The organism is Enterococcus sp. AZ179, from assembly GCF_050498885.1.
GTDB classification, from domain to species: domain Bacteria; phylum Bacillota; class Bacilli; order Lactobacillales; family Enterococcaceae; genus Enterococcus_D; species Enterococcus_D entomosocium.
Genome location: NZ_JBMHEO010000001.1, coordinates 638384 through 661412 on the forward strand (window position 1 = coordinate 638384; position 23029 = coordinate 661412).

The 23029-nt window shown below is 40.8% G+C and carries 23 protein-coding genes; 6 read left to right on the forward strand and 17 right to left on the reverse strand.

Annotated elements, in window-relative coordinates; genetic code table 11:
* Window positions 1-91 precede the first annotated feature (91 nt).
* From IGI88_RS03085 to IGI88_RS03130, 10 genes are all read right to left on the reverse strand, one after another.
* On the reverse strand, window positions 92-1549 hold the full coding sequence (locus IGI88_RS03085) for a helix-turn-helix domain-containing protein (protein ID WP_301389908.1): 1458 nt from the start codon (window positions 1547-1549) through the stop codon (window positions 92-94).
* A gap of 660 nt (window positions 1550-2209) precedes the next feature.
* The gene (locus IGI88_RS03090) at window positions 2210-2554 is read right to left on the reverse strand and encodes a DUF7006 family protein (RefSeq protein ID WP_301405518.1); all 345 of its coding nucleotides are present in this window, start codon (window positions 2552-2554) and stop codon (window positions 2210-2212) included.
* Window positions 2555-2625: 71 nt separating this feature from the next.
* On the reverse strand, window positions 2626-6666 hold the full coding sequence (locus IGI88_RS03095; RefSeq protein WP_429960193.1) for a MucBP domain-containing protein: 4041 nt from the start codon (window positions 6664-6666) through the stop codon (window positions 2626-2628).
* 484 nt (window positions 6667-7150) lie between these two features.
* The gene (locus IGI88_RS03100) at window positions 7151-7585 is read right to left on the reverse strand and encodes a DUF6075 family protein (RefSeq protein WP_301388277.1); all 435 of its coding nucleotides are present in this window, start codon (window positions 7583-7585) and stop codon (window positions 7151-7153) included.
* A gap of 593 nt (window positions 7586-8178) precedes the next feature.
* Window positions 8179-8607, reverse strand: a complete 429-nt coding sequence (locus IGI88_RS03105) for a DUF3324 domain-containing protein (RefSeq protein ID WP_301388275.1) — start codon at window positions 8605-8607, stop codon at window positions 8179-8181.
* 320 nt (window positions 8608-8927) lie between these two features.
* Window positions 8928-10001 (reverse strand): ABC transporter substrate-binding protein, encoded by a 1074-nt coding sequence (locus IGI88_RS03110; RefSeq protein WP_429960194.1) that lies wholly within the window; start codon window positions 9999-10001, stop codon window positions 8928-8930.
* Entirely contained in the window at window positions 9998-10834 is an 837-nt protein-coding gene (locus tag IGI88_RS03115; RefSeq protein ID WP_005228535.1) for an ABC transporter permease, read from the reverse strand. Before IGI88_RS03115 ends, IGI88_RS03110 begins: the two co-directional genes overlap by 4 nt.
* Entirely contained in the window at window positions 10831-11640 is an 810-nt protein-coding gene (locus IGI88_RS03120) for an ABC transporter permease (RefSeq protein ID WP_005234157.1), read from the reverse strand. Before IGI88_RS03120 ends, IGI88_RS03115 begins: the two co-directional genes overlap by 4 nt.
* Before the next feature lie 12 nt (window positions 11641-11652).
* Window positions 11653-12741, reverse strand: coding sequence for an ABC transporter ATP-binding protein (locus IGI88_RS03125; protein WP_005228533.1), 1089 nt, complete (start codon window positions 12739-12741; stop codon window positions 11653-11655).
* Between the two features lie 16 nt (window positions 12742-12757).
* Complete coding sequence (locus tag IGI88_RS03130) at window positions 12758-13300, reverse strand: helix-turn-helix domain-containing protein (protein WP_008380724.1); 543 nt, start codon at window positions 13298-13300, stop codon at window positions 12758-12760.
* Window positions 13301-13687: 387 nt separating this feature from the next.
* On the opposite strand from IGI88_RS03130, the gene IGI88_RS03135 reads away from it, so the two are divergent.
* The 4 genes from IGI88_RS03135 to IGI88_RS03150 are packed head-to-tail and all read left to right on the forward strand — an operon-like array spanning window position 13688 to window position 16659.
* Window positions 13688-14677: an acryloyl-CoA reductase gene (locus IGI88_RS03135; RefSeq protein WP_429960195.1), complete on the forward strand. Its 990-nt coding sequence runs from the start codon at window positions 13688-13690 to the stop codon at window positions 14675-14677.
* Window positions 14674-15423, forward strand: coding sequence for a phosphopantothenate--cysteine ligase (gene coaB, locus IGI88_RS03140; protein ID WP_429960196.1), 750 nt, complete (start codon window positions 14674-14676; stop codon window positions 15421-15423). Before IGI88_RS03135 ends, coaB begins: the two co-directional genes overlap by 4 nt.
* 31 nt (window positions 15424-15454) lie before the next feature.
* The gene (gene coaC, locus IGI88_RS03145) at window positions 15455-16012 is read left to right on the forward strand and encodes a phosphopantothenoylcysteine decarboxylase (protein ID WP_034878374.1); all 558 of its coding nucleotides are present in this window, start codon (window positions 15455-15457) and stop codon (window positions 16010-16012) included.
* 2 nt (window positions 16013-16014) lie between these two features.
* Complete coding sequence (locus IGI88_RS03150) at window positions 16015-16659, forward strand: ECF transporter S component (RefSeq protein ID WP_005228527.1); 645 nt, start codon at window positions 16015-16017, stop codon at window positions 16657-16659.
* A 65-nt stretch (window positions 16660-16724) separates the two neighbouring features.
* Here IGI88_RS03150 and IGI88_RS03155 read toward each other — a convergent pair whose 3' ends face one another.
* The 4 genes from IGI88_RS03155 to IGI88_RS03170 form a co-directional block, all read right to left on the reverse strand.
* On the reverse strand, window positions 16725-17945 hold the full coding sequence (locus tag IGI88_RS03155) for a hypothetical protein (protein WP_429960197.1): 1221 nt from the start codon (window positions 17943-17945) through the stop codon (window positions 16725-16727).
* Between the two features lie 116 nt (window positions 17946-18061).
* Window positions 18062-18946, reverse strand: coding sequence for a UDP-N-acetylmuramate dehydrogenase (gene murB, locus IGI88_RS03160; RefSeq protein WP_370447898.1), 885 nt, complete (start codon window positions 18944-18946; stop codon window positions 18062-18064).
* Between the two features lie 138 nt (window positions 18947-19084).
* Window positions 19085-19435: a type II toxin-antitoxin system PemK/MazF family toxin gene (locus IGI88_RS03165; protein WP_016621609.1), complete on the reverse strand. Its 351-nt coding sequence runs from the start codon at window positions 19433-19435 to the stop codon at window positions 19085-19087.
* Window positions 19429-19704, reverse strand: coding sequence for an AbrB/MazE/SpoVT family DNA-binding domain-containing protein (locus IGI88_RS03170; protein ID WP_005234145.1), 276 nt, complete (start codon window positions 19702-19704; stop codon window positions 19429-19431). The genes IGI88_RS03165 and IGI88_RS03170 overlap by 7 nt, the downstream gene beginning before the upstream one ends.
* Window positions 19705-19918: 214 nt before the next feature.
* Here IGI88_RS03170 and IGI88_RS03175 point away from each other — a divergent pair, with 214 nt between their 5' ends.
* Both IGI88_RS03175 and IGI88_RS03180 read left to right on the forward strand, forming a co-directional pair.
* Window positions 19919-20671, forward strand: a complete 753-nt coding sequence (locus tag IGI88_RS03175) for an exodeoxyribonuclease III (protein ID WP_016621610.1) — start codon at window positions 19919-19921, stop codon at window positions 20669-20671.
* 84 nt (window positions 20672-20755) lie between these two features.
* Window positions 20756-21289: a 3'-5' exonuclease gene (locus tag IGI88_RS03180; RefSeq protein ID WP_010749886.1), complete on the forward strand. Its 534-nt coding sequence runs from the start codon at window positions 20756-20758 to the stop codon at window positions 21287-21289.
* A 75-nt stretch (window positions 21290-21364) separates the two neighbouring features.
* On the opposite strand, the gene IGI88_RS03185 is transcribed toward IGI88_RS03180, so the two are convergent.
* Genes IGI88_RS03185 through tsaE form a run of 3 tightly spaced genes read right to left on the reverse strand, consistent with a single transcriptional unit; the run spans window position 21365 to window position 22887 of the window.
* Window positions 21365-21880: a GNAT family N-acetyltransferase gene (locus IGI88_RS03185; RefSeq protein ID WP_429960198.1), complete on the reverse strand. Its 516-nt coding sequence runs from the start codon at window positions 21878-21880 to the stop codon at window positions 21365-21367.
* A 16-nt stretch (window positions 21881-21896) separates the two neighbouring features.
* Entirely contained in the window at window positions 21897-22421 is a 525-nt protein-coding gene (locus IGI88_RS03190) for a GNAT family N-acetyltransferase (protein ID WP_008380704.1), read from the reverse strand.
* Window positions 22414-22887, reverse strand: coding sequence for a tRNA (adenosine(37)-N6)-threonylcarbamoyltransferase complex ATPase subunit type 1 TsaE (gene tsaE / locus IGI88_RS03195; protein WP_034878371.1), 474 nt, complete (start codon window positions 22885-22887; stop codon window positions 22414-22416). The genes IGI88_RS03190 and tsaE overlap by 8 nt, the downstream gene beginning before the upstream one ends.
* Window positions 22888-23029 lie beyond the last annotated feature (142 nt).

Here is a 23029-nt window from a genome sequence, read left to right on the forward strand (position 1 = left end):
CCCTATTCCTTCTACGAATGGCGGCTCCTCCAAGAAAAAAGTAGGATACGAGCGAGTAACTACCTTAAATCCAGCAGCATCTGACAACTATCTACACAATCTTTTTTCTTTTGATATGAATAATTTTATTTCCAAAATCTTCCCAATCATCAGAAGAAGGCGGATTTTTCCAGATTATTTGTTCAACACCAATTTTATTTATTAAGCAATCAGATAAAAACAAATCTGTTCGACTAGAAAATCGATCCTCTAATATAATGTTAAAGTTCTTAAATCCCTTAATCTGTGAAGAAATATAATGACTATATTGTTCCCCTAATGAAAAATCAACGCATACATACACTGGTTTTTCCAGTGTAGATATGTCACAAGAATCAAATAACAGGAACAGGTAATCATAAAACAATTGAGCTTGATTGATCGACTCATCGAATGGTAGTTGAGAAAATCGTTCTTCAATAATTACTTTGATCGTTCGTGCAATTTCTGGATACGTCTCTGTAAAAAAATTGATTTGTTTTTTTGAACGAAATACAAACGGATGAAAATGAAACAGAAAATATCTACGATTAGTTTGAACAATTTTTTCTAAAAGCACTTGATTTACTTCAGTTGCTTTGGCTTCTCCTAAATTTGGAAGAAGTAAGGAATCAAAAATAGCTTTGACAATTTTCTTTGATTCACCATCTACTTTAAAGAACCTATCTGTATCGATTTTTTCAACTAGTTTATTCTGTCCTCTAAAGCTAGCTGGTACACAGAGATAAAGATATAGAATAAAAGTCCCTATCTCTTTTAGGAACTGGTTTTGGTTAGGAAACGCTGTTGCTGAAAAAATATTGAGTAAACTTTGATCAATATCATAATCCGTTAGGTAATCAGCATTAATTGAATGTTTATTTTGATACCTAACCGTCATAATCCCTAAAAACAATTGTAATTTTACATATTCGGTATGTGACAACTTAAGATTAAACCAATGCAAAGCATACTGCGTAAGCTGGTTCACAGATTTTTCAGTAGCAGCTGAAAAAGGAAAGAACATCCCATTATAAATCTCAAAATAGATACAAAAAAGTTTTGTCCGGATATTTTGTTCATCACCTATAAGCTGATTTTTTTTAATCTTGATACCATTTTTTTTTAGAAAAGCTTTTAATTCTCTTCGTTTTACATAAACATTTGAACTGCTTAAATGGTTATTATCTGAAAATGTATCGACTGATTGTTCATTTACCAGTAGATCAGTCAAAATTTTAAATTTGGGGGCTGATTTAAAATAGTGAAGTCGCATTTGTTTGATTACTTCGAGATTTAATTTCTCACATAGAATTTCACCATCATCCATTAAAATAATTTGATTGATTCCCGTGACTAATTGAAGTTCTTCTGTAAGTTCCTTAAAATATACAGTGAACTTAAATTTTGTTAGCCCAGTGATTTCTCTTACTTTTGAATAGAGAATGAAGTTGTTTTTTTCAATCTCAAGTAACCTAAGAATCGAAATTTTATAATGTTCTTTTTCTTCTAACAGTTCTTCAATATTCAACTAGAACACCTCTCTAAGTCATGATTATGAATATGCCGCTTGTCTATCCGAGAATTATATAAGAAAAATTCCCTTTATGAAAGTCCATTAAATAATTTATACAATCCGAAGTTTGCAATGTAAATACATAGAGCAATAATAATTTTATGTAAGGAAGCGGTATTCTTCTTGACTACATTTATACTCAAGAGTAACTAGTAAATACAAAATGGTGCTAACTGCAGTATTTATTATTTTCAAATTTACCTATGCTACTCCTATCACAATTAGGGCTTATCACCCAATCATTTGTGTATAAACTAGCCTGGCTTTTAGTGATAAATTATCTTGGTGTATCTTTTTAATTATTCTACTTTATTGATTCTCGCTTGTATATTTTTTTAACTCAAAGATAATATTTAGCCATCACAACTGATGATATAGAAGAAAGAATCAGTTGTGATGGCTTTCAATATTAAGGTCTTTTGATAGCCGCAACGAACAGTTTCTTTATTTAGATAAGATAACTTCTCAATAACATTTCCACTGTTAGCATTTAATTATTTCCTATTGCCCTCATGGGTTAAACTAATTTTAAGTGTTAATTAGTTACTAAGGTGATCATAAACAGGGAGCACAAACGCAAAAGATTCTGCCCCTTACATTTTAATCAAAATGAATTCAACAAACATTGAATATTATGGAATGACGAGTTTCCATGCTCAAATCATATCCACACAATTCTTTAAAGTAGTTTTTATAGTCATTCTCAATAATTCGAATTATCTCATCCTTTGAAAAATCCTCAAACGTACTCAATTCTACTAATAGATTTAATTTGGCATCTATGCCCAATATTTCTGGAAAGATTTCCCAGAATGTATCTTTAGAAATATTTTCTGTTAACTTTTCTAGATTACAAAGTTGAGAATTCAAATAATCTTCCAATTCTGCCTCATCATTACATTTGTCATAGAGTTCATATCGAAAATGATCAATATATTCTTTCTTTGATGTGAATAGCATAATAGTTAAATTTCCTTTCTATAATATTGAAAAGCAACAAATCACTAATAGATTTGTTGCTTTTTTTTTAACTAATCTTTATCCTTCTTCCTTTTTCTTACCACGAATACAAAAATTCCCATGACAATAAGCGATCCCGCCAATACCATTGATACCTGTCCGATTAATGATTCACCAGTATTAGGTAATTTTTTATTTGAATCAGAGAAGTTGTTATCTGTCGATAAATCATTATCAGAATTATCTTGTTCACTATCGACTTTATTTATCACATAGATATAAACAACTTCTTGCGGGTTTTCGGTAAAGATTCCTGAAGAATTATCTGGTATTCCTGTCAAGTGCCAACCAGGAATCTCTTTGGCTTCACTTTCATATGGCAAGCCAACTTTTCCGCTCAGGATACTTGGCTCTGATAGTTGATTCCCTTCAGTATCGACATATCTAACAGTGATCGGTGCGGCATCCGAGCGGTCGTAAACATACACCGCTTCTTGTGGCTCTTCAGTAAATGTTCCTGAAGCATTGTCCGGTGTTTCCAACACATACCAGCCAGGGATCTCTTTGGCTTCACTTTCATATGGTAAGCCAACCTTTCCGCTCAGGATACTTGGTTCTGCCAGCTGGTTTCCTTCGGAATCTTGGTACTTCACAGTAACTGGTGCGGCATCTGATCGATCATACACGTACACCACTTCTTGTGGGTCTTCAGTGAAAGTCCCTGAAGCATTGTCCGGTGTTTCAATCACATACCACCCACGAATCTCTTTGGATTCACTTTCATATGGCAAACCAACTTTTCCGCTTAATATACTTGGCTCTGCTAGCTGGTTTCCTTCGGAATCTTGGTACTTCACAGTAACTGGTGCGGCATCTGATCGATCATACACGTACACCACTTCTTGTGGGTCTTCAGTGAAAGTCCCTGAAGCATTGTCTGGCGTTTCAGTTACATACCAACCAGGGATCTCTTTGGCTTCACTTTCATATGGCAAACCAACTTTTCCGCTTAATATACTTGGCTCTGCTAGCTGGTTTCCTTCGGAATCTTGGTACTTCACAGTAACTGGTGCGGCATCTGATCGATCGTACACGTACACCACTTCTTGCGGCTCTTCAGTGAAAGTCCCTGAAGCATTGTCTGGCGTTTCAGTTACGTACCAACCAGGAATCTCTTTGGCTTCACTTTCATAAGGCAAACCGACTTTTCCGCTTAATATACTTGGCTCTGCTAGCTGGTTTCCTTCGTAATCTTGGTACTTCACGGTGACCGGTGCGGCATCTGATCGATCGTACACGTACACTACTTCTTGCGGCTCTTCAGTGAACGTCCCTGAAGCGTTGACTGGCGTTTCAGTTACATACCAACCAGGAATCTCTTTGGCTTCACTTTCATATGATAAACCAACTTTTCCGCTTAATATACTTGGCTCTGATAGTTGATTCCCTTCGGTATCTTGATATTTCACGGTGACCGGTGCGGCATCCGAGCGGTCGTAAACGTACACCACTTCTTGTGGCTCTTCAGTGAACGTCCCTGAAGCGTTGACTGGCGTTTCAGTTACATACCAACCAGGAATCTCTTTGGCTTCACTTTCATATGGTAAGCCAACCTTTCCGCTCAGGATACTTGGTTCTGCCAGCTGGTTTCCTTCGGAATTTTGGTACTTCACAGTAACTGGTGCGGCATCTGATCGATCATACACGTACACCACTTCTTGTGGGTCTTCAGTGAAAGTCCCTGAAGCGTTGACTGGCGTTTCAGTTACGTACCAACCAGGAATCTCTTTGGCTTCACTTTCATAAGGCAAACCGACTTTCCCGCTTAGGATACTTGGTTCTGATAATTGATTACCTTCAGTATCGACATATCTAACGGTGACCGGTGCGGCATCTGATCGATCGTACACGTACACCACTTCTTGCGGATCTTCAGTGAAAGTCCCTGAAGCATTGTCTGGCGTTTCAGTTACGTACCAACCAGGGATCTCTTTGGCTTCACTTTCATATGGCAAACCAACTTTTCCGCTTAATATACTTGGCTCTGCTAGCTGGTTTCCTTCGGAATCTTGGTACTTCACAGTGACCGGTGCGGCATCTGATCGATCGTACGCGTACACCACTTCTTGCGGATCTTCAGTGAAAGTCCCTGAAGCATTGTCTGGCGTTTCAGTTACGTACCAACCAGGAATCTCTTTGGCTTCACTTTCATATGGCAAACCAACTTTTCCGCTTAATATACTTGGCTCTGCTAGCTGGTTTCCTTCGGAATCTTGGTACTTCACAGTAACTGGTGCGGCATCTGATCGATCATACACGTACACCACTTCTTGTGGGTCTTCAGTGAAAGTCCCTGAAGCATTGTCCGGTGTTTCAATCACATACCACCCACGAATCTCTTTGGCTTCACTTTCATAAGGCAAACCGACTTTCCCGCTTAGGATACTTGGTTCTGATAATTGATTACCTTCAGTATCGACATATCTAACGGTGACCGGTGCGGCATCTGATCGATCGTAAACATACACTACTTCTTGTGGCTCTTCAGTGAACGTCCCTGAAGCGTTGACTGGCGTTTCAGTTACGTACCAACCAGGAATCTCTTTGGCTTCACTTTCATATGGCAAACCGACTTTTCCGCTTAGGGTACTTGGTTCTGATAATTGATTACCTTCAGTATCGACATATCTAACGGTGACCGGTGCGGCATCTGATCGATCGTAAACGTACACTACTTCTTGCGGATCTTCAGTGAAAGTCCCTGAAGCATTGTCTGGCGTTTCAGTTACGTACCAACCAGGAATCTCTTTGGCTTCACTTTCATATGGCAAACCGACTTTTCCGCTTAGGATACTTGGTTCTGATAATTGATTACCTTCAGTATCGACATATCTAACGGTGACCGGCGCTGCATCCGAGCGATCGTAAACATACACTACTTCTTGTGGACTATCAGTAAAAGTGCCTGTGGCATTTCTCGGTATTTCGACCACACTCCAGCCGGGAATTTCTTTAGCTTCCGTACTATACTGACTACCAAATTCGCCCTCTATTGTAACTGAAGGCGCCAGCTCATTTCCTTCAGAATCAAGAAATTTAACTGTTACTGGTTGAGAAACTTTTTTTTCCAATATATAAGTTCCTGGTTTTGAGCCATCGTAAAAGGTACTTAACAAGGTTCTTCGAGCTGTTACAACTCTTTCTTCAGGATCATTTCCGTTTTGATCTTTTAGATAAAGCCAATTTCCGGTGTATTCTACTGAAGGAGCACCGGTTTGGAAAACCGGTCTTGAAGAACTACCCATGTGCAAAAATGTTGTATTTACTCCTAAATGAATGGTTCGTAAGTTTCGAGCCTCAAAGATAAACCAAGAGTTCGTTGAGCTACTCCTTACGTTTGTCATATTCCAACTACTAATATCAAGTTCAACTAAGGAAGTCATATTATGAAAGGTTCTATTAATTGAGGTAACATTGCTAGTGTTCCAACCATTCAGATTTAAAACTTCCAGAGAATCGCTGTCTGCAAATAAAAAATCAAAAGTTGTAACCTGGCTTGTATCAAAAGATAGCGTATCAATATAGGTCAAACTTTTTAGATTTTGAAATAGGTTAGCTGCGTTAGCTTGTAAAACGACTGTGCCCTCAACAATAATGCTTTGGACATTGGTATACGTTTTCCACGGAGCAGCAGCAACTGTTCCCGCATTCCCTCCTTGTAATGTTATTGTGGCGGTCTCGCTATTCCATTCCCAGGGGACAGATCCCCAAGTACCTGCTACAACATCTTCTGCTAAAGTCTCTTCCTTTTTTTCTACTTCATCGGAATTATTCGATTCTTCACTACTATCGGTTTCATTATTCGTAGAATAGGAAGGAGTGCTCTCTTCAGAAGTACTATCAACGGTTGAACCCGAATCTATAACATTTTCTTCTATTTTATCTAAGGTACTCTCCGAACTTTCCTCAAGGGCATCAGATATTTCTTCATGCTCTTCACTGACTGAGTTATTGGTTTGCAGTTCGCTATCAACCGTATTAGCAAATACTGTAATAGGTTGACCAAGAACCATCATTCCAACTACCAATATGCTACTAAACTTGTATAACACCTAGTTTCACTCCTTTATATAAAACAGCCCAACTTGAAATGACAGTCGCATTTGTCCCAATATTCTTCATTATTTAGAATGTAAAAATTCCCATAACTCAAATTTTTACATTCCCAGTTTAATAGTATTTCCAAGACCCCAAAAAAAAATTTTAGGGTCTATTTTCCTTTTTCTCATTAACGAAGGTTATTGGTAAAATTAGTATTATATTACTGTCTACATAATACCTTTAATTACCAATAAACTCTTATCATAATTTTCATGAACCTATGAAATTTATGATTTTTATTAACCTTAATAATATATTATTGGTAGTATTCATACTAAATATTTGAACTGATGATATTATAAGTTTAATGAGATGGATAAAAGGAAACTCCATTGATCATGTAGTTCTAGTTCCCTCATTGAATATAATTATTTTCATCATTTAAACTTCAATCTCATATCGATGGCATTTCTAGCTAACTTATGTCCTGTTTCATCAATTCCAGACAAAAATTTCTAACGGAGAAACGTAATACTTCTTTCCGTTGTCAAACTCATGGAAATCCTGATATGTATATAAGTTATATCCCAAAGCAAGCAGTCTTTTATCACCGCCACATAAATGACCATCAAACCAGATTTCACTATTGATCTCTTTTCCTTTAATATTAACAAATGTGTGCAGTTCATTGAACAGTCTATCATCACCAGACAAAATATACACTAAGCTTCTCCAGTAAGGATCATTAAGATCCTTAAATCCTAATTCATTCATCATATTAGTGAATTTTCTAATGTGTTCTTTGTTTAAAAATAATTCTTCCGTAATATCTTCCTCCCAGATTCTGTACCAATCGAGTATAATTTGATTAATTGAATTCGACTTTTGCATTTTTAAATTCAAAATATTTTCCTGACATCCAGTCTTCATTCTCATTCACCAAAATAAACTGATTGGTGCCCATCACTAATTGATACTTCAGTCGACAGGATTTACATTTATAGTAATCAGTCGGGTACATAAACTCACACTACGCTCATACAGTTGCTGTGCGAGACTCCCTCAATCGTTTGGCGGCCAGTACAACCGTTTGTTGTAGGATGTAATCGGTATTTTACATTGACCGCCATAACACTCTCTTTTTTGTGACAAGTCAATCACTCCTTTCATTGAGATCTTATACGCTTAACCGTTCTTTTATATACGGTATAAGCATAACTTCGGAGAAGTTCCGTTTAAATACACAGATAGAAAGAACCATTTTCTATCACTACTCATTTCAAAAGATTATTTAATGAAAGAGTACCCGGATATTTACAGTATTAAAAAAATGATTTTTCTTTTCAAAGTTCACATCACCCTTCCAATGTTTTGGAAGGTTATATCAGAAAATACAATGTATTTAAATGTTTCTTTTTTTAAAGATGCTACGAGAGTCGATCCTTTTAATGACGAATTATTTTCTAATATCTTTATCTCCCAATAGTTTATATTAGTGGGCTGCACACTCGTAGTCCTCTAATCTAAACTGTATTTACAAACACAGCTGATTCATTTAGATTGGCTGCTTCTTCGGTTGTTATAGTAAAATTCCTCTCAAATTCGTAAGTTTTATCATCCGCCTCAACTATTAACTGAATAGTGTATTCTTCAGGTTGGATAGCTGTCTGTTGAAGATCAATTCCATAGTTAAAATTCGAGTTTGGTGCCATTTTTAAGCCTGTTCGATTACTAATATATAGGGGAGATTCTTCCCCAAGGCGATAAATAGTTGCTTCCATAGCTAAAGATGAGATCATTCTTTCAGCAGTATTTTGCAAATTAGCTTCGATAAAATTAAAGCTAGACCGTTGAGCTGCCCGGACATCGTTTAATTGTAGTTCATTTTCAGATACTTCATCCCCTAACTCAATCATCACAGCAATATTATAAGAAAATCGATTCACTACCATAGCTGAACCTTCATCAGAAATTAAAAAACCTTCTAGAAAAAATGGCAGCTAATCTACACATTTTCTAGAAGGATTGGTTAATTATTTATTGAGGTGAAACTAAGAGAATAATCGACTGTTCTATAATATTTATCAACCATTAATCATAAGATATAATGACATTTTTCTGGAAGAAATTTATTGGAAGAAAGCTTTAAATAACGCCGAAAAATATGTTTTTAACGATTTTTTGGAAGAAAATTGGAAAACTAACAAGAAAAATGGTTGAAAGGGTTCGTTATATTTGGTTGGTTTTATGCCATTCTTACTGAGTTTTCACGCTATTTCCGATACATCTTCAATTCCAAGAACAAATCGTTATAGATGCCAAGATACTCAGCACCTAAGTTTTCATAGACCTCGAGATGTTCCATCAATTCATCGGATGGGTAGAATTGTTCGTCTTCGGTGATCTCGTCTGGCAGTAAGGCCATGGCTTCTTGGTTAGGTGTGGAATAGCCGATGTACTCTGCGTTTTGTGCAGCATTCTCGGGTTCCAGCATAAAGTTCAAGAAGGCATAAGCGCCGGCTTCGTTTTGTGAGGTCTTAGGAATGACCATATTATCAAACCACAAGTTGGAGCCTTCCGAAGGGATCACATAATGAATGTGTTCATTTTCGTACATCATGTCGGCTGCTTCCCCAGAAAATGTGACCGCAACCGATGCTTCTTCATTGGCCATGTACATCTTGATTTCATCTGCGACGATGGCTTTGATGTTTGGGGTCATGGTCCGAAGCTTATTGAATGCCTCTTGCAACTGATCATCGTCTTTGCTGTTTAGAGAATAGCCTAAGCTGTCCAAACCTAATCCCATTACTTCACGCGCGCCATCGATCAGCATGATGCTGTTTGCTAATTCGGGTTTCCAAAGATCGTCCCATTGGGTGATCTCACCTTCATCAAAGAATTTATCGTTATAGACGATCCCCAGTGTTCCCCAGAAATAAGGGATCGAATATTGATTGCCCGGATCAAAACTCAGGTCTAAAAAGCGAGGGTCGATATTGTCTAGCCCTTTGATTTTGCTTTGATCCAATGGTTTTAAAAGATTTTGTTCCATCATTTTCTCAATCATGTATTCACTCGGTATGGCGATGTCATAGGACGTACCGCCTTGTTGGATCTTCGTGAACATCGCTTCATTTGAGTCAAAGGTTTCATAATTGACTTTGTAGCCAGTCTCTTCTTCAAACTTACTGATCAAATCAGGGTCGATGTAGTCGCCCCAGTTGTAGATGTTGACGACCTCAGCACCTGCCATACCAGAGGTGCGTTCCAATTCACGGACACCAAAGAGCAAGATCAGGACGATCGCAAAAATACCGATAATCAGAGATTGTAATCGTTTCATCGCAGATTTGCCACCTCCACACGGCGGTTTTTACGTAATTTCTTCGCGCCGTTTTCTTTACTGATAAAGTAATAGCCTACCACCAGAATCATGGAGAATAAGAAGACAAGTGTGCTTAATGCATTGATTTCTAAACTGATTCCTTGACGTGCTCTAGAATAGATCTCTACTGATAAGGTACTAAAGCCATTGCCCGTCACAAAGAATGTCACGGCAAAATCATCAAGTGAATAAGTAAAGGCCATGAAATAGCCGGCGATGATGCCCGGTGTCAAGAAAGGCAAAATGATATTTTTAATGACTTGAAAATTATTCGCGCCTAAATCACGGGCAGCATCGATCATTGAATCGTTCATCTCTTGCAATTTCGGCAAGACCATCAAGACCACGATCGGGATACTAAAGGCGATATGCGAAAGCAACACGCTGAAAAAGCCTAAGCTAAACCCACGGAACAAGTTGCCGATCATCGTAAAGAAAATCAAGAAACTGGCGCCAATGATGACATCTGGTGAAACCAGCAAAATATTATTCAAACTCAACAAGGCCGTTCTCGTTCGGCGCTTGCGGGTATAGTAGATGCCCATCGCACCAAATGTGCCAATGATCGTTGCCAGTAATGCTGATAAAAATGCTAGCATAAAGGTGTTCAACACGATGATCATCAAGCGGGTATCTTGAAAGACGGATTGGTAATGTTCAAAAGTGAAACCCGTAAAAGCATTCATGGTGCCTCCTTCATTGAAGGAATAGAAAATCAAATAAAAGATCGGCACGTACAAAAGAATAAAGACGACGATCAGATAAAGATTCGACCAGCGAAATTTTTTCATTTACGTTGCCCTCCTTTTTTCTTTTCTCCCGTAAACAACATCACGAGGAACATGGCGATGATCAAAATGACGCCGATGGTCGAACCCATGCCCCAATTTTGGGTAACGAGAAAGTGCTGCTCGATCGCCGTACCAAGCGTGATCACGCGATTGCCCCCAATCAAACGGGTCAACATGAAGAGGGAGAGCGATGGAATGAAGACGGCTTGGACGCCGCTTTTTACCCCGTTTAACGAAAGAGGGAAAATCACTCGTCGGAAAGTATCATAGCTGTTTGCCCCTAGATCGCGACTGGCACTGATCAAAGAGGGATTCATTTCTTCTAAGGCATTAAAAATCGGCATGATCATAAAGGGCAGTTCGATATAGACGGCAACCGTCAAAAAGCTGAAGTCAGTAAACAAAATCTGCTTTGGTCCAACCCCCATGATTTCTAGGAAGTTGTTGACACTGCCATGAATGCCGAAAATCCCAATAAACGCATAGGCTTTTAACAATAAGTTGACCCACGTTGGTAAGATGATCAACAGCAGCCACAAATCTTTGTGGCGCAGCTTAGTTAAGAAATACGCTGTCGGGTAGCTGATCACTAAGGTAATCAAGGTGATCAAAAAGGCATACCAAACCGAGTTTAAGGTCATGATCAAATATTTTCCCGAACCTAAGTAGCTTTGATAATTGACCAGCGAAAAGTTGCCGTTCATATCAAAAAAAGATTGGTAGATGATCAATAAGACTGGTGCAATAACAAATAGCAATAACCAAAAGACATAGGGTATCGCATAAAAACGACGCATTTTCGTCATTAGCTTTCCCTCCTAATCTTCGTAGCTCTCTAAACGAGCATCAAAATCTTCTTCGGACTCATTGAAACGCATGACGTGGATGTCTTCTGGTTCAAAGGAAAGCCCGATCTTGCTTCCTTCAGTGGCTTTTCTTGTAGAGTGAACCATCCATTCGTTGCCTTGTTCGTCGTAACAAATGATTTCGTAATGCACGCCTCGGAACAATTGCGTGTCTACTTCAACGACCAGCTTGCCTTTTTCCGCCGTCGTCAAATTCAAATCTTCTGGACGGATCACGATCTCAACGGCTTCATTCGGCCGCATCCCGCCATCGACACATTCAAATTGCTTGCCGACAAACTCCACTAAGTTGTCTTCGATCATCGTACCTGTGACGATGTTGCTTTCACCGACAAAATCCGCCACGAAATGGTTGATTGGTTCATCGTAAATATCCACTGGTGTGCCGCTTTGGACGATCTTCCCTTTGTTCATAACGAAAATCTCATCACTCATGGCCAACGCTTCTTCTTGGTCATGGGTGACAAAAATAAAGGTGATGCCTAGTCGCTGCTGCAATTCCCGCAGCTCGTATTGCATGTCGGTTCGCAATTTCAAATCCAATGCGGACAATGGTTCATCAAGAAGCAATACTTTGGGCTCATTGACGATCGCTCGTGCGATTGCGACCCGTTGGCGTTGTCCTCCAGACATTTCGCTGATTTCACGATTCTCATAACCAGGAAGCTGCACTAGCCGCAACGCTTCTAAGACTTTTTTATTCACTTCATCTTTTGGTAATTTTTTGATTCGCAGACCAAATGCCACATTTTCAAAAACGTTCATATGTGGGAATAAGGCGTAATCTTGAAAGACAGTATTCACTTGCCGTTGATTGGCAGGAACGTCATTGATTCTTTGTCCATCAAAATAAACGTCGCCTTCTGTTGCGTCCGAAAAACCCGCAATGATGCGTAAAATAGTTGTTTTTCCACAACCTGAAGGACCTAACAATGTATAAAAGCGACCTTCTTCAATATCAAAACTCACTTTTTTCAAAACTGTTTCATCATCATCAAATCGTTTCACCACATTGTTGAATGAAATTATTGTTTTTCCCACACTCTTTCCTCCTGTACTATAAATAAGAATCCGTCACGACTACGAGCACACGGCTTTTTTTGCCGGCGATATTTTTTAATTGATGCGGCTCAGTCGCCTGATAATAGATCGATTGGCCTTTACGAGCCTTGTACTGCGTTTCTCCTAACGACAACGCCACACTGCCCTCTAAGACATAGATAAATGTTTCTGCTAACGATGGTTCAAAGGTCTTGTATTCGCCGGCTTTATCAAAAGTCAGCAAGACTGGCTCCATTTCTTTTTCATTGGAATCGGGAATCAGCCACTTCAATTCATAGCCATTTTCTTCATCATAATAAAGCGTGCTATCTTCTTCGCGATAAACCACTTGATGCTGCGCATTTTCTTCTCGGAAAAATTCCTCTGGTGTCACGCCTAAAACTTCTAAGATCGTAAAAAAAGTTTCCATAGAAGGCGAACTCAAATCACGTTCCAACTGTGAGATATAGCCTTTCGTCAAATCGGTCCGCTCACCTAATTCTTCTTGGGTCAAATTCTTTTGAACGCGCAAATTGCGCAGCTTCTCGCCAATCTCCATGTTCATTCCCCCTTTTATTGACACAACTGCAAGTATAAAAAGTTTGCTATAAGTAAACTTCATGTTTAATTTCACTTTTTCTAGTATACAAATTATTGCAGAAAACACAAGCCTTTTTTCTTCATTTCTTTGAATTCTTTTCTTCCTAATCAAAAAAAGGAGTGATGCTAAATGCTTGTGCTATAAAGGAAACGATTGGCGGTCCCGTCATTTTCGCTTTTCACAGGTTTAAAAGAACATCTTCTATTTTAACGAAGAAAAGGTAGATTTAATAATGATCTGTTTTTACTGATTTTTTGATAAGAAGCCCTGCCTTTTCTTGCTTCACTGGTTAAAAAAATAAAACTTATGGTATTATGAGTACAAACCATCAAAGGAGTGTCTGAAATGACGAATTTCTCTACCTTTCGTGTCATGAATGAACCAAATTTTACTGCTTCACTCACAACTGCAACCCTTGACGAGCTGCCAGCAGGCGATGTGCTTGTCCGTGTTGATTACTCAGATGTTAATTACAAAGATGCTTTGGCAGCAAATGAAAATGGCGGTGTGATTCGCACGTATCCGATGACGCCGGGAATCGATTTAGCAGGGGAAGTCGTGGACAGTCAGTCTGCTGATTTTGCCCCAGGCGATCAAGTTTTAGTGACTGGTTATGGCTTAGGGGTTTCTCACCCAGGCGGTTACAGTCAATTTCAACGGGTCCCAGCCGAGTGGCTCGTGAAACGTTCTGCTGGTTTTTCAGCGAAAGACAGTATGACCTATGGCACGGCTGGGTTCACAGCAGCTTTAGCGGTGCAAGAATTAGAGCATCTGCACTTAGCAAAAGACGCTGCGATTTTGGTGACAGGTGCGAGCGGTGGCGTCGGCAGTGTCAGCATTGCCTTATTGAAAAAACTGGGCTATACAAATATAGTGGCGCTATCTCGTAAAACCGATGCGCAATGGTTGTTAGACCTAGGCGCAGCAAAAATCATCCGTCCGGATGAAGTGGTACCCGAAAAGGTCAGACCATTAGCAAAACAATCGTTTGCAGCGGTCATCGATACTGTTGGCGGTCCATTGCTTGCGGCAGTGCTTCCGCAAATCGCTTATGGGGGCGGTGCCTTCTTATGCGGCAATGCTGGTGGGATCAAAATCGAAACGACTGTCTTACCCTTTATTTTGCGTGGGATTCGCGTAATTGGGATCGATTCAGTCAATGTTTCCCATGAGATCCGCACGGCATTATGGGAGAAATTAGCGGGTGAGTGGAATGTGATCGATCAGCTTTACACGAAAGCCATCACTTTGGAAGACTTACCAGAAACGTTGGCAGCTTTATTAGCTGGCACGCACCAAGGACGGACGATCGTTGAGGTGTCACAAGGGAAATGAGAATTTTGATTACGGCTGGCGGTACTTCCGAAAAAATCGATGATGTCCGTGCAATCACGAATCATTCCACGGGTTCACTTGGTCAAGCGATTGCCAATGAATGGCTGCGGTACCCTGAGGTGACCATCGATTACGTTACGACGAAAACTGCCAAGCAACCGCCTACCGATCCACGAGTTACCTGTCATTTCATTGAAGGGACCACGGACTTGTTGGCGCAATTGACCGATTTATTGACGACCCATTCGTATGCTGCCGTGATCCACAGTATGGCAGTTAGTGATTTTACCCCTGCTGCTCATTTTTCAGAAGCAGCCTTTTATGAAGCAATCAACGATGCCCTACCGACTTATGACAACCAGGTCACTCCGGCATTGATGGCACACGTGCTCGCACAATCTGAGGCAACGGCAGGCAAAGTTTCTTCTAATACGGATCATTTGTTTTTAGTGTTGAAGAAAACCCCGAAAGTGATCCAAACCATCAAAGCATTACAGCCGACAACCTTATTAGTCGGATTCAAATTATTAGTAGACGTAGCGGAAGACGAGTTGTTTGCGGTCGCACGAAAAAGTTTACTGGCTAGCCAAGCGGATTATGTGTTGGCCAACGACTTGACGCAAATTTCAGGAAACCAGCATGTTGGACACCTTTTGACACAAGAAGGACAAATTGGGACTGGTCGCACAAAAGCTGAGATTGCAACCTTGATCGTTGACACATTACGCAATGACCTGCGTGCTTAGCTAGATGTTTTTTAGAAAAGGAGAAAGAATCATGAAACAAAAACACGTTCTGCTTGGCGTTAGCGGCAGTATCTCTGCATACAAAGCAGCCGACCTGACCAATGAATTAACTAAAAAGGGCTATGCAGTGGATGTCTTAATGACCCAAAATAGCACACAATTTATTACGCCTTTGACGTTACAGTCATTATCCAAACGCCCGATCCATGTGGATGTTATGCAAGAGCGCCAACCAGATCGGATCAACCATATTGAACTAGCCAAACAAGCCGATCTTTTCTTGCTCGCCCCAGCCAGTGCCAACAGTATTGGCAAGCTGGCGCATGGGTTAGCCGATGATTTGATCTCAACAGTTGCCTTAGCGTTGCCGTTATCCGTGCCCCGCTTGATTGCACCAGCCATGAATACCGTCATGTACGAAAACCCGATTGTTCAAAGAAATTTGGAGATTTTGAAAGAAGTCGGCTTCCAAGAGATTGAACCCCGTGAAGCGTTACTGGCTTGCGGTGATTTCGGCAGAGGCGCATTAGCAGCAACAGAAACGATTCTCGAAAAAGCATTGACTGCTTTGGAAGTACGGAGTGTCTAATAATGAAAAAAATATCAACTTTTGAACTTGTCTTAACAGCTTTCTTTTTAGGAATCTTGATTCTTTTAGCATCGGTACCCTTTCTTGGGTTTATTCCCTTAGGACCAATCAATGCGACAACGATGCACATTCCTGTGATCATCGCTTCCATTGTATTGGGCCCTCGGATCGGCGGCTTTTTAGGCGGCGCCTTTGGGATCATCAGTATGGTGCGTTCGACCTGGATCATCACCCCGCTTTCTTTTGTCTTCTCTCCTTTCGTACCGATTTATGGGAGTGATCAAGGAAGTTGGAAAGCGATCCTCGTAGCGCTGATTCCCCGTATTTTGATTGGTGTCGTTCCTTATTTTGTTTATAAAGGCTGTCAAAAAATCTGGAAAAACAAACAGCAAAGTCTTTCGCTACTGATTGCTGGTGTTGCCGGAGGTTTGACGAATACGATCCTGGTAATGAACTTAATCTACTTCTTGTTCCAGCAAGAATATGCGGAGGTTGTGGGAAAAGCCGGCAATGCTGTTTACGCAGCGATTTTGGGTGTGATCTTCGCCCAAGGCGTGCCTGAAGCCATTGTAGCGGGAATCGCCACGATGGCAGTTGGAACCGTTCTTTTGCGCTTAGTCATGAACCGCAAAAAAAATCGAATCTAAAAAATAGCGACCGCCTAAAGTTAGCTTTTTGGCTAACTTAGGCGGTCGCTTCCCTTTTGAGTGACTCATAAACTTTGTGTCATCTGGAGTGCTTCGACAAGCTCTTGATACTGCTCTTGGGTCAAATACTCTTCATAAAATGTCAGATAATCATCGATATCTGCTTGGGTCAAATAAGGCAGCTCTTGCTTGATTTGCAGTAGCAGTTCCTCGAACTCCTCATCCGTCAGCATATAAGAAGACCAATCATCGGCTTCATCATAGCTATCCCAGTACTCATCATCATAATCATTCTCATACCCATCGTCATAGCTGTCATCCCAGCCATAATCATAGGGAGAAAACAATTCTTCTGGGTCAATCAATTCTTCCGCTGTGGGGATCGCAACGGCAGTATCACTTTTCTTTCCTGTAAAAGTCACCGTGGCTCCGATAGTCGTTTGCAGCTCATCCGCTTGCACGAAGTGAAAAGCCATTTTCTGCTGATTTGTTTTCGTATTGACGGTCATAGCTAAGTCAAACTGCTCGACTTCTTCCAGCATCGTTTCTAATTCGGCGACTTGCTTTTGATCGGCACCGTGTTCTTGGGCATAGGTTGCATAATCTGCCAATTCTTCTTTGGTAAACGTATGGCTGATCGTATCTCCATCTCTTTTGAAAGCATCCGGTTCAAAGGTTTTCAAATAGTCTGCAAATGTCTCATTATGAAAAAGACTGTTCATGGTAAAGAGGTTTTCAGGCGCTTTTTCTGCTTCGGTTGTCCCCTCGCCGTCCTCTGCAAAAGTTTCTTCGCCAAAGTAAGAATCCAAGGTTTCTTGATCGATGCGCAGGTATTTGCCTTCATATTCCGCAGCGTCTGGATTTGTCCCATAACTGTCACTACCAAATGCGCTGATATACCCTTGCAGTGTTTCATAGATTTCAGCTGACACATACGCTTCTTGTTTTTCTGGATCGACGATCAACTTGATCGGCAGCTCCTGACCGCCATAAGCAACTGCCAGATTGAGTAAAATCGCTTTGGTTTCTTTGTCCTGGACGAAATCCCCTTTAAATGACGAGCCGACTAACTGTGACATCAACATAGAGGCATACCTATCGGCTTCTTGACCGTATTCGCTGCTGCTACCCATCTCAAAGGTATCGATCGTCGCTTGGAATTCACCAGCATTCGTTGCTTGCTGATTCGTTAACTGTTCGGCAAACTGTTCTTGCGGTAATTTCGTACAACCACCGAAAAGAAAGGCGAACCCAACAAACAAAATGACGCATCCCCACTTTTTCATCCTGCTCACTCCTTTTCGTTTATTGTACCGAAGACTGCGAAAGCTTACAATCCTAAGCTCTTTTTATTAGCTCTCATGAAAAAAAGATTGCCCCGGGGGACAATCTTTTCGCTAATCTATTCTTCGCCGATGATTCGGACTTCTGTTTCTAAGGTGACATCAAAAGTTTCTTTGATGACTTGTTGGATATGAGCGATCAGTTCAACGTAATCCGTGGCTGTTGCTTGATCGACATTCACGATAAAGCCCGCATGTTTTTCCGAAATTTGGGCACCGCCCCATTTCAATCCTTGTAAGCCTGCATCTTGGATCAGCTTGCCGGTAAAATGACCGACTGGGCGTTTGAAGACACTCCCACAAGAGGGGTATTCTAGCGGTTGCTTCAATTGCCGCAATTCTGTCAGTTCATCCATCCGCTTTTTGATTTGCTCTTGATCGCCTTTTGCTAGATCAAAGCGACTGCTCAAAATGATCATCTTTTGCTCTTGCAATTTGCTATGACGATAAGCAAATTCCATTTCTTCCTTGGTATATGTCACGATTTGACCATTAGCCAGCAAAACGTCGCAGGACGCAAAGACATCTTGGATCTCGCCATCATAAGCGCCTGCATTCATAAAGACGGCACCGCCGACACTGCCGGGAATCCCGCAGGCAAATTCAAAACCAGTCAAGGATTCATGCAAAGCGACATAGGTGGTATCGATCAACTTTGCTCCAGCATCGACGATCAAAGAAGTGCCGTCTACCACGATTTGGTTCATTTCCGACAGCATGATCACCACGCCGCGAATACCACCATCACGGACGATCAAGTTGCTGGCGTTTCCTAAGACGATCCAAGGAATCGCTTGTTCTCGGCAATAATCAAGCAGCTGTTTAGCCTCTTCTGCTGTTTTGGGAAAAGCCAAAATGTCTGCCGGTCCACCAGTTTTTGTATACGTATAGTTCAATAAGGGTTCATCTTTTAATAAGGCAATTTCAGGGAATTGCGCAATCATCAAGTCTTTATTCACGAGAAGGTTTCCTTTCACAATAAACATCTCACTTATTTTAGCATGTTCAAGGAAAAGTTGCTACCTCTGGTGAATCAAAGAAAAGCTTAATAATCGAATGACCTGATTAATAAAGAGTAAGCTTCAAAAAAAGTGTTTTGTTATTTCAGATAATCGTTCTTTCATCTCCGTAGTGACTTTATCGACTACTTCTAAGTTGCTGCGATGCAAGAGGTCCACACTGCGAATATGCTGACAAAGAATCGTCCCTTGAACTTTACTCTTTTGTGTTTCGGTAACTGTTTGAAACGCATTCGATCGAGCGAATTTTTCTTCTACATATTTTTTTGAGCTACTGATTGGCATCACTAAGACGGTATTGAAACTCTTGTTATAATAATCATTACTAACCACCACACACGGTCTTTTTTTTGCCATTTCATTTCCTTTGGTGGGATTTAAGTCAATAAAAAGAATATCTCCTTGTCTTACCATTCAATATTCTCCTCACCTAAATCTTCTCCAAAAAACATCTCACCTGTATCAAATTTCCCCGTTTCTTCCACGATCGCTAATTCTTGTTTCCAAAAATCTTCAAAGGAAGGTGCTGCTTTTTCGCCTGTTACCTTGATCTCGCCTTCTGGAGTAAATTCAAAAATTACCCGCTGATTCTCTTTTAAGCCTAACTTTTGCCGCACACTTTTTGGAATAGTTATTTGATTTTTCGAAGTCATTTTCGCTGAAACTTGCGCTTTGATCGTCATGTGAACTGCCCCCTTTTCAAAACGATTGTAACATAAAACGTAAGGAAAAGTAAGGATTTATTAATCCTTTTTCGTACCACAAACGAATTTTCTCTAGCATCCAAATTTAATCCTCATTCTTCCTCCTTGTTTTCCTTATTCCGCTCACTTGCTTTGCGCTTCTGGCTTTTTTAGGTAAAATGGGAGGCGTAGTGGAAAATAAGGAGGAGTCTTAATGAAATTTATTTCTTGGAATGTGAATGGTTTACGGGCCATCGTTAAAAAAAATTTTTCTGAAGTGTTTGAAGCCCTCGATGCTGATTTCTTTTGTTTACAAGAAACAAAGCTGCAAGAAGGTCAGATCGAATTGGATTTACCAGGCTATCATCAATACTGGAATTATGCGGAGAAGAAAGGCTATTCTGGCACGGCGATTTTCGCAAAAGAACCTGCGCTATCTGTCCGTTATGGATTAGGGATCGAAGAACATGATACGGAAGGTCGAGTCATCACGCTGGAGTATCCTGAATTTTTCTTGATTACTTGCTACACACCAAATTCCCAAAATGAATTGCGCCGCTTGGATTATCGCATGACTTGGGAAGATGCCTTTTTGGCTTACTTGACTGAATTGAAACAACAAAAGTCAGTGATTCTCTGTGGTGATTTGAATGTTGCCCATAAAAATATCGATATCAAAAACTGGAAAACCAATCAAAAAAGTGCTGGGTTTACACCTGAAGAACGGGAAAAGTTTTCAACTCTTTTGGCTGCTGGCTTTACCGATACGTTCCGTTATTTCTATCCAGATGCAGAAGGCATTTATTCTTGGTGGAGCTACCGTTTCAACGCTCGCAAAAACAATGCCGGCTGGCGCATCGATTACTTTGTCGTTTCGGATGACTTAAATGAGCGCTTGCTAGACGCCAAGATCCATACAGATATCATCGGCAGTGACCATTGTCCGGTGGAACTGGATCTCAACTAACCGTAGGAAAACTTCAGTTTTTCTTAACGTTTGTTCGCTTTTCATTCTTTGATTTTGTGCTAGAATGGCAATGAGGTGAGTCTGATGAATTTTATCGCAATGGACTTTGAAACAGCAAATTATCAAAAGCATAGTGCCTGTTCCCTTGCACTTGTCATGGTGCAAGACAGCAAAATCGTGGGCGAATATTACACATTGATCCAACCGGAAACGGAATTTTTTTGGAAAAACATTCAAATTCATGGCATCCGTCCAGAAGATGTGCAAGAAGCGCCTAAGTTTCCTGACGTATGGAAACAAATCCAACAATATTATCAATTAAACAGTCTGATCGTTGCGCATAATGCTGGTTTTGATACCGGCGTTTTGGCGGGGTGTCTTGACTATTATGGGTTGTCACAACCAAATTACCTTTCCTTATGCACGGTGCGAACGAGCCGCAAGCTGTATCCAGAATTTACGAACCACAAATTAAACACGGTTTGTGAGCAATTACAGATTCCTTTACTAAACCACCATGATGCACTAGAAGATAGTCGGGCATGTGCCCAAATCTTATTGCGTCAAGAAGAAGAATTTGGTATCGATCCATTAAAAAAATTGGTTTTAGTCAAATAAATGAAAACGTGCGTCCTAAAGTCAGCATTGCGCTAGCCTTTAGGACGCACGTTTTCATTTAAGGAAGGATTCATTTTAAGTCAGATCGATCCAATAATGACAGATTATAGCGCCATCTTCAGGATCAATGACTTTTTCTGTCAATTTACCTCCGTTGTTTTCAATGACTTTGGCGGAGGCGCGATTGGCTTCTTCACAGGTTACTAACACGTTGTTCAAGCCAAATTGTTTGGCCTTTACCAATGACTGTGCCAACATTGCCGAGCCGATGCCTTGCTTTCGATGGTCTGGGTGCACCGAATACCCGATGTGTCCGCCAATTTGGCGCAAATACGCATTAAGTGTCAGACGCAGATTCAAGAGACCGACCACTTTTTGATCTTGGATAGCCAGATAGGTACGGGCGGGAACGAATCCTTCTGGTACCGTTTCTGCTGTTTTAAAATCCGCCAATCCCTTTAGCCAGTCTTTAGCTGTCGGACTTTCTACAAGTCCTGCCCCACCATGGATGACTTCTTGATTCTTCTCGAAGGCTTGCCGATACGCTTCGATTTGATCGCAGTCTGCGATCGTCGGTTCCCGAAACTCCATTTCCTTCACTCCTTTTTTATGATTCAAAAAGACGTGCCATCATCAAGACGTCAACTTTTTGCCCCTCGCGGGTTTGCACTGCTTCTTTCATGCAGCCTTCTGTTAAAAAACCAAATTTTTGATACAGATGGATCGCTCGTAGATTTCTCGCTTGGACGGTCAACTCGATGCGGGTCAATTCGCCAACTTCTACTACCCAGTCCAGTAATTCTTCAATCAGGAGCGAACCTAAGCCCAAGCCCCAATAGTCTTTTAAAATCGAGATACCGATCTCCCCGACATGGGCTAATTGCCACTCTTCGTTGCCTTTGACTGATGCCATGGCGATCAATTGTTCTTGATCAAATGCCAACAACAGCAAATAGTCCTCCCGTTCATAGATAGCATCCAGCTGTTCTGCCAATAGGGCTTCTGGCAACGCCAAGCCGCTTTCATCCATTAAGAGAAAATCCGTTTCTTCTCCTAGCTGTTGACTGACTGCTAACACGGCTTTCGCATCAGCACCCGTGGCTTCTTTGATCTGTAATTGGATCTCACTCATGGGCTGCCTGCCATTTGGTTGTGATCCGTTGCAAAAAGGCGGTTGCTTTGGTGCCATATGCATGACATTTCACAAGACGTTTTTGTTCATCTGTATCATCTTTTTCCAAAATCAGTTCTAAATAATCCTCTGGCAGGGAGGCTTCTAAGAGATTGCCCCACTCGATCACACACAAGCCATCCCCTTCGAAATAATCATCCAGTCCTAAATCTTCTGCACCGTATTCCACCCGATAGACATCCATATGGTACAGGGGCATCCGCCCATTGGTATATTCACGAATGATCGTATAGGTCGGACTTTTGATCAGTTGCTCGATCCCTAACCCCAAGGCGATGCCTTTCGTCAATGTTGTTTTGCCAGCACCCAAGTCGCCCGTCAATACCAGATTATCCCCTGGCTCGGCTACTTCTCCAATGATTTTTGCAAATGCTGCGGTTGCTTCTAAGTCGTTAATGGTAAACATAGTCCCCATCCTTTGATCAATCTAATTTACTAGTTGCTAGTATAGCTTGTTTTTCAAGGAATTGTAAAGAAGGAGCTTAAGGAAAATTTCCCGACGACCACTGGATCGTTGATTCATATGGACGCCCCCTGCTTTGTTGCCC

What these genes read in the sequence shown, in the direction of transcription:
- IGI88_RS03105 (WP_301388275.1), bottom strand. Translation starts at nt 8,607, where the DNA reads ATGGTAGTGAATCGATTTTCTTATAATATTGCTGTGATGATTGAGTTA.
- IGI88_RS03150 (WP_005228527.1), top strand. Translation starts at nt 16,015, where the DNA reads ATGAAAAAAATATCAACTTTTGAACTTGTCTTAACAGCTTTCTTTTTA.
- IGI88_RS03165 (WP_016621609.1), bottom strand. Translation starts at nt 19,435, where the DNA reads ATGGTAAGACAAGGAGATATTCTTTTTATTGACTTAAATCCCACCAAA.
- murB (WP_370447898.1), bottom strand. Translation starts at nt 18,946, where the DNA reads ATGATTGCGCAATTCCCTGAAATTGCCTTATTAAAAGATGAACCCTTA.
- IGI88_RS03120 (WP_005234157.1), bottom strand. Translation starts at nt 11,640, where the DNA reads ATGACGAAAATGCGTCGTTTTTATGCGATACCCTATGTCTTTTGGTTA.
- IGI88_RS03115 (WP_005228535.1), bottom strand. Translation starts at nt 10,834, where the DNA reads ATGAAAAAATTTCGCTGGTCGAATCTTTATCTGATCGTCGTCTTTATT.
- IGI88_RS03170 (WP_005234145.1), bottom strand. Translation starts at nt 19,704, where the DNA reads ATGACGATCAAAGCGCAAGTTTCAGCGAAAATGACTTCGAAAAATCAA.
- IGI88_RS03185 (WP_429960198.1), bottom strand. Translation starts at nt 21,880, where the DNA reads ATGGAGTTTCGGGAACCGACGATCGCAGACTGCGATCAAATCGAAGCG.
- IGI88_RS03135 (WP_429960195.1), top strand. Translation starts at nt 13,688, where the DNA reads ATGACGAATTTCTCTACCTTTCGTGTCATGAATGAACCAAATTTTACT.
- IGI88_RS03175 (WP_016621610.1), top strand. Translation starts at nt 19,919, where the DNA reads ATGAAATTTATTTCTTGGAATGTGAATGGTTTACGGGCCATCGTTAAA.
- IGI88_RS03190 (WP_008380704.1), bottom strand. Translation starts at nt 22,421, where the DNA reads ATGAGTGAGATCCAATTACAGATCAAAGAAGCCACGGGTGCTGATGCG.
- tsaE (WP_034878371.1), bottom strand. Translation starts at nt 22,887, where the DNA reads ATGTTTACCATTAACGACTTAGAAGCAACCGCAGCATTTGCAAAAATC.
- IGI88_RS03180 (WP_010749886.1), top strand. Translation starts at nt 20,756, where the DNA reads ATGAATTTTATCGCAATGGACTTTGAAACAGCAAATTATCAAAAGCAT.
- IGI88_RS03090 (WP_301405518.1), bottom strand. Translation starts at nt 2,554, where the DNA reads ATGCTATTCACATCAAAGAAAGAATATATTGATCATTTTCGATATGAA.
- coaC (WP_034878374.1), top strand. Translation starts at nt 15,455, where the DNA reads ATGAAACAAAAACACGTTCTGCTTGGCGTTAGCGGCAGTATCTCTGCA.
- IGI88_RS03100 (WP_301388277.1), bottom strand. Translation starts at nt 7,585, where the DNA reads ATGAAGACTGGATGTCAGGAAAATATTTTGAATTTAAAAATGCAAAAG.
- IGI88_RS03110 (WP_429960194.1), bottom strand. Translation starts at nt 10,001, where the DNA reads ATGAAACGATTACAATCTCTGATTATCGGTATTTTTGCGATCGTCCTG.
- IGI88_RS03130 (WP_008380724.1), bottom strand. Translation starts at nt 13,300, where the DNA reads ATGGAGATTGGCGAGAAGCTGCGCAATTTGCGCGTTCAAAAGAATTTG.
- IGI88_RS03155 (WP_429960197.1), bottom strand. Translation starts at nt 17,945, where the DNA reads ATGAAAAAGTGGGGATGCGTCATTTTGTTTGTTGGGTTCGCCTTTCTT.
- coaB (WP_429960196.1), top strand. Translation starts at nt 14,674, where the DNA reads ATGAGAATTTTGATTACGGCTGGCGGTACTTCCGAAAAAATCGATGAT.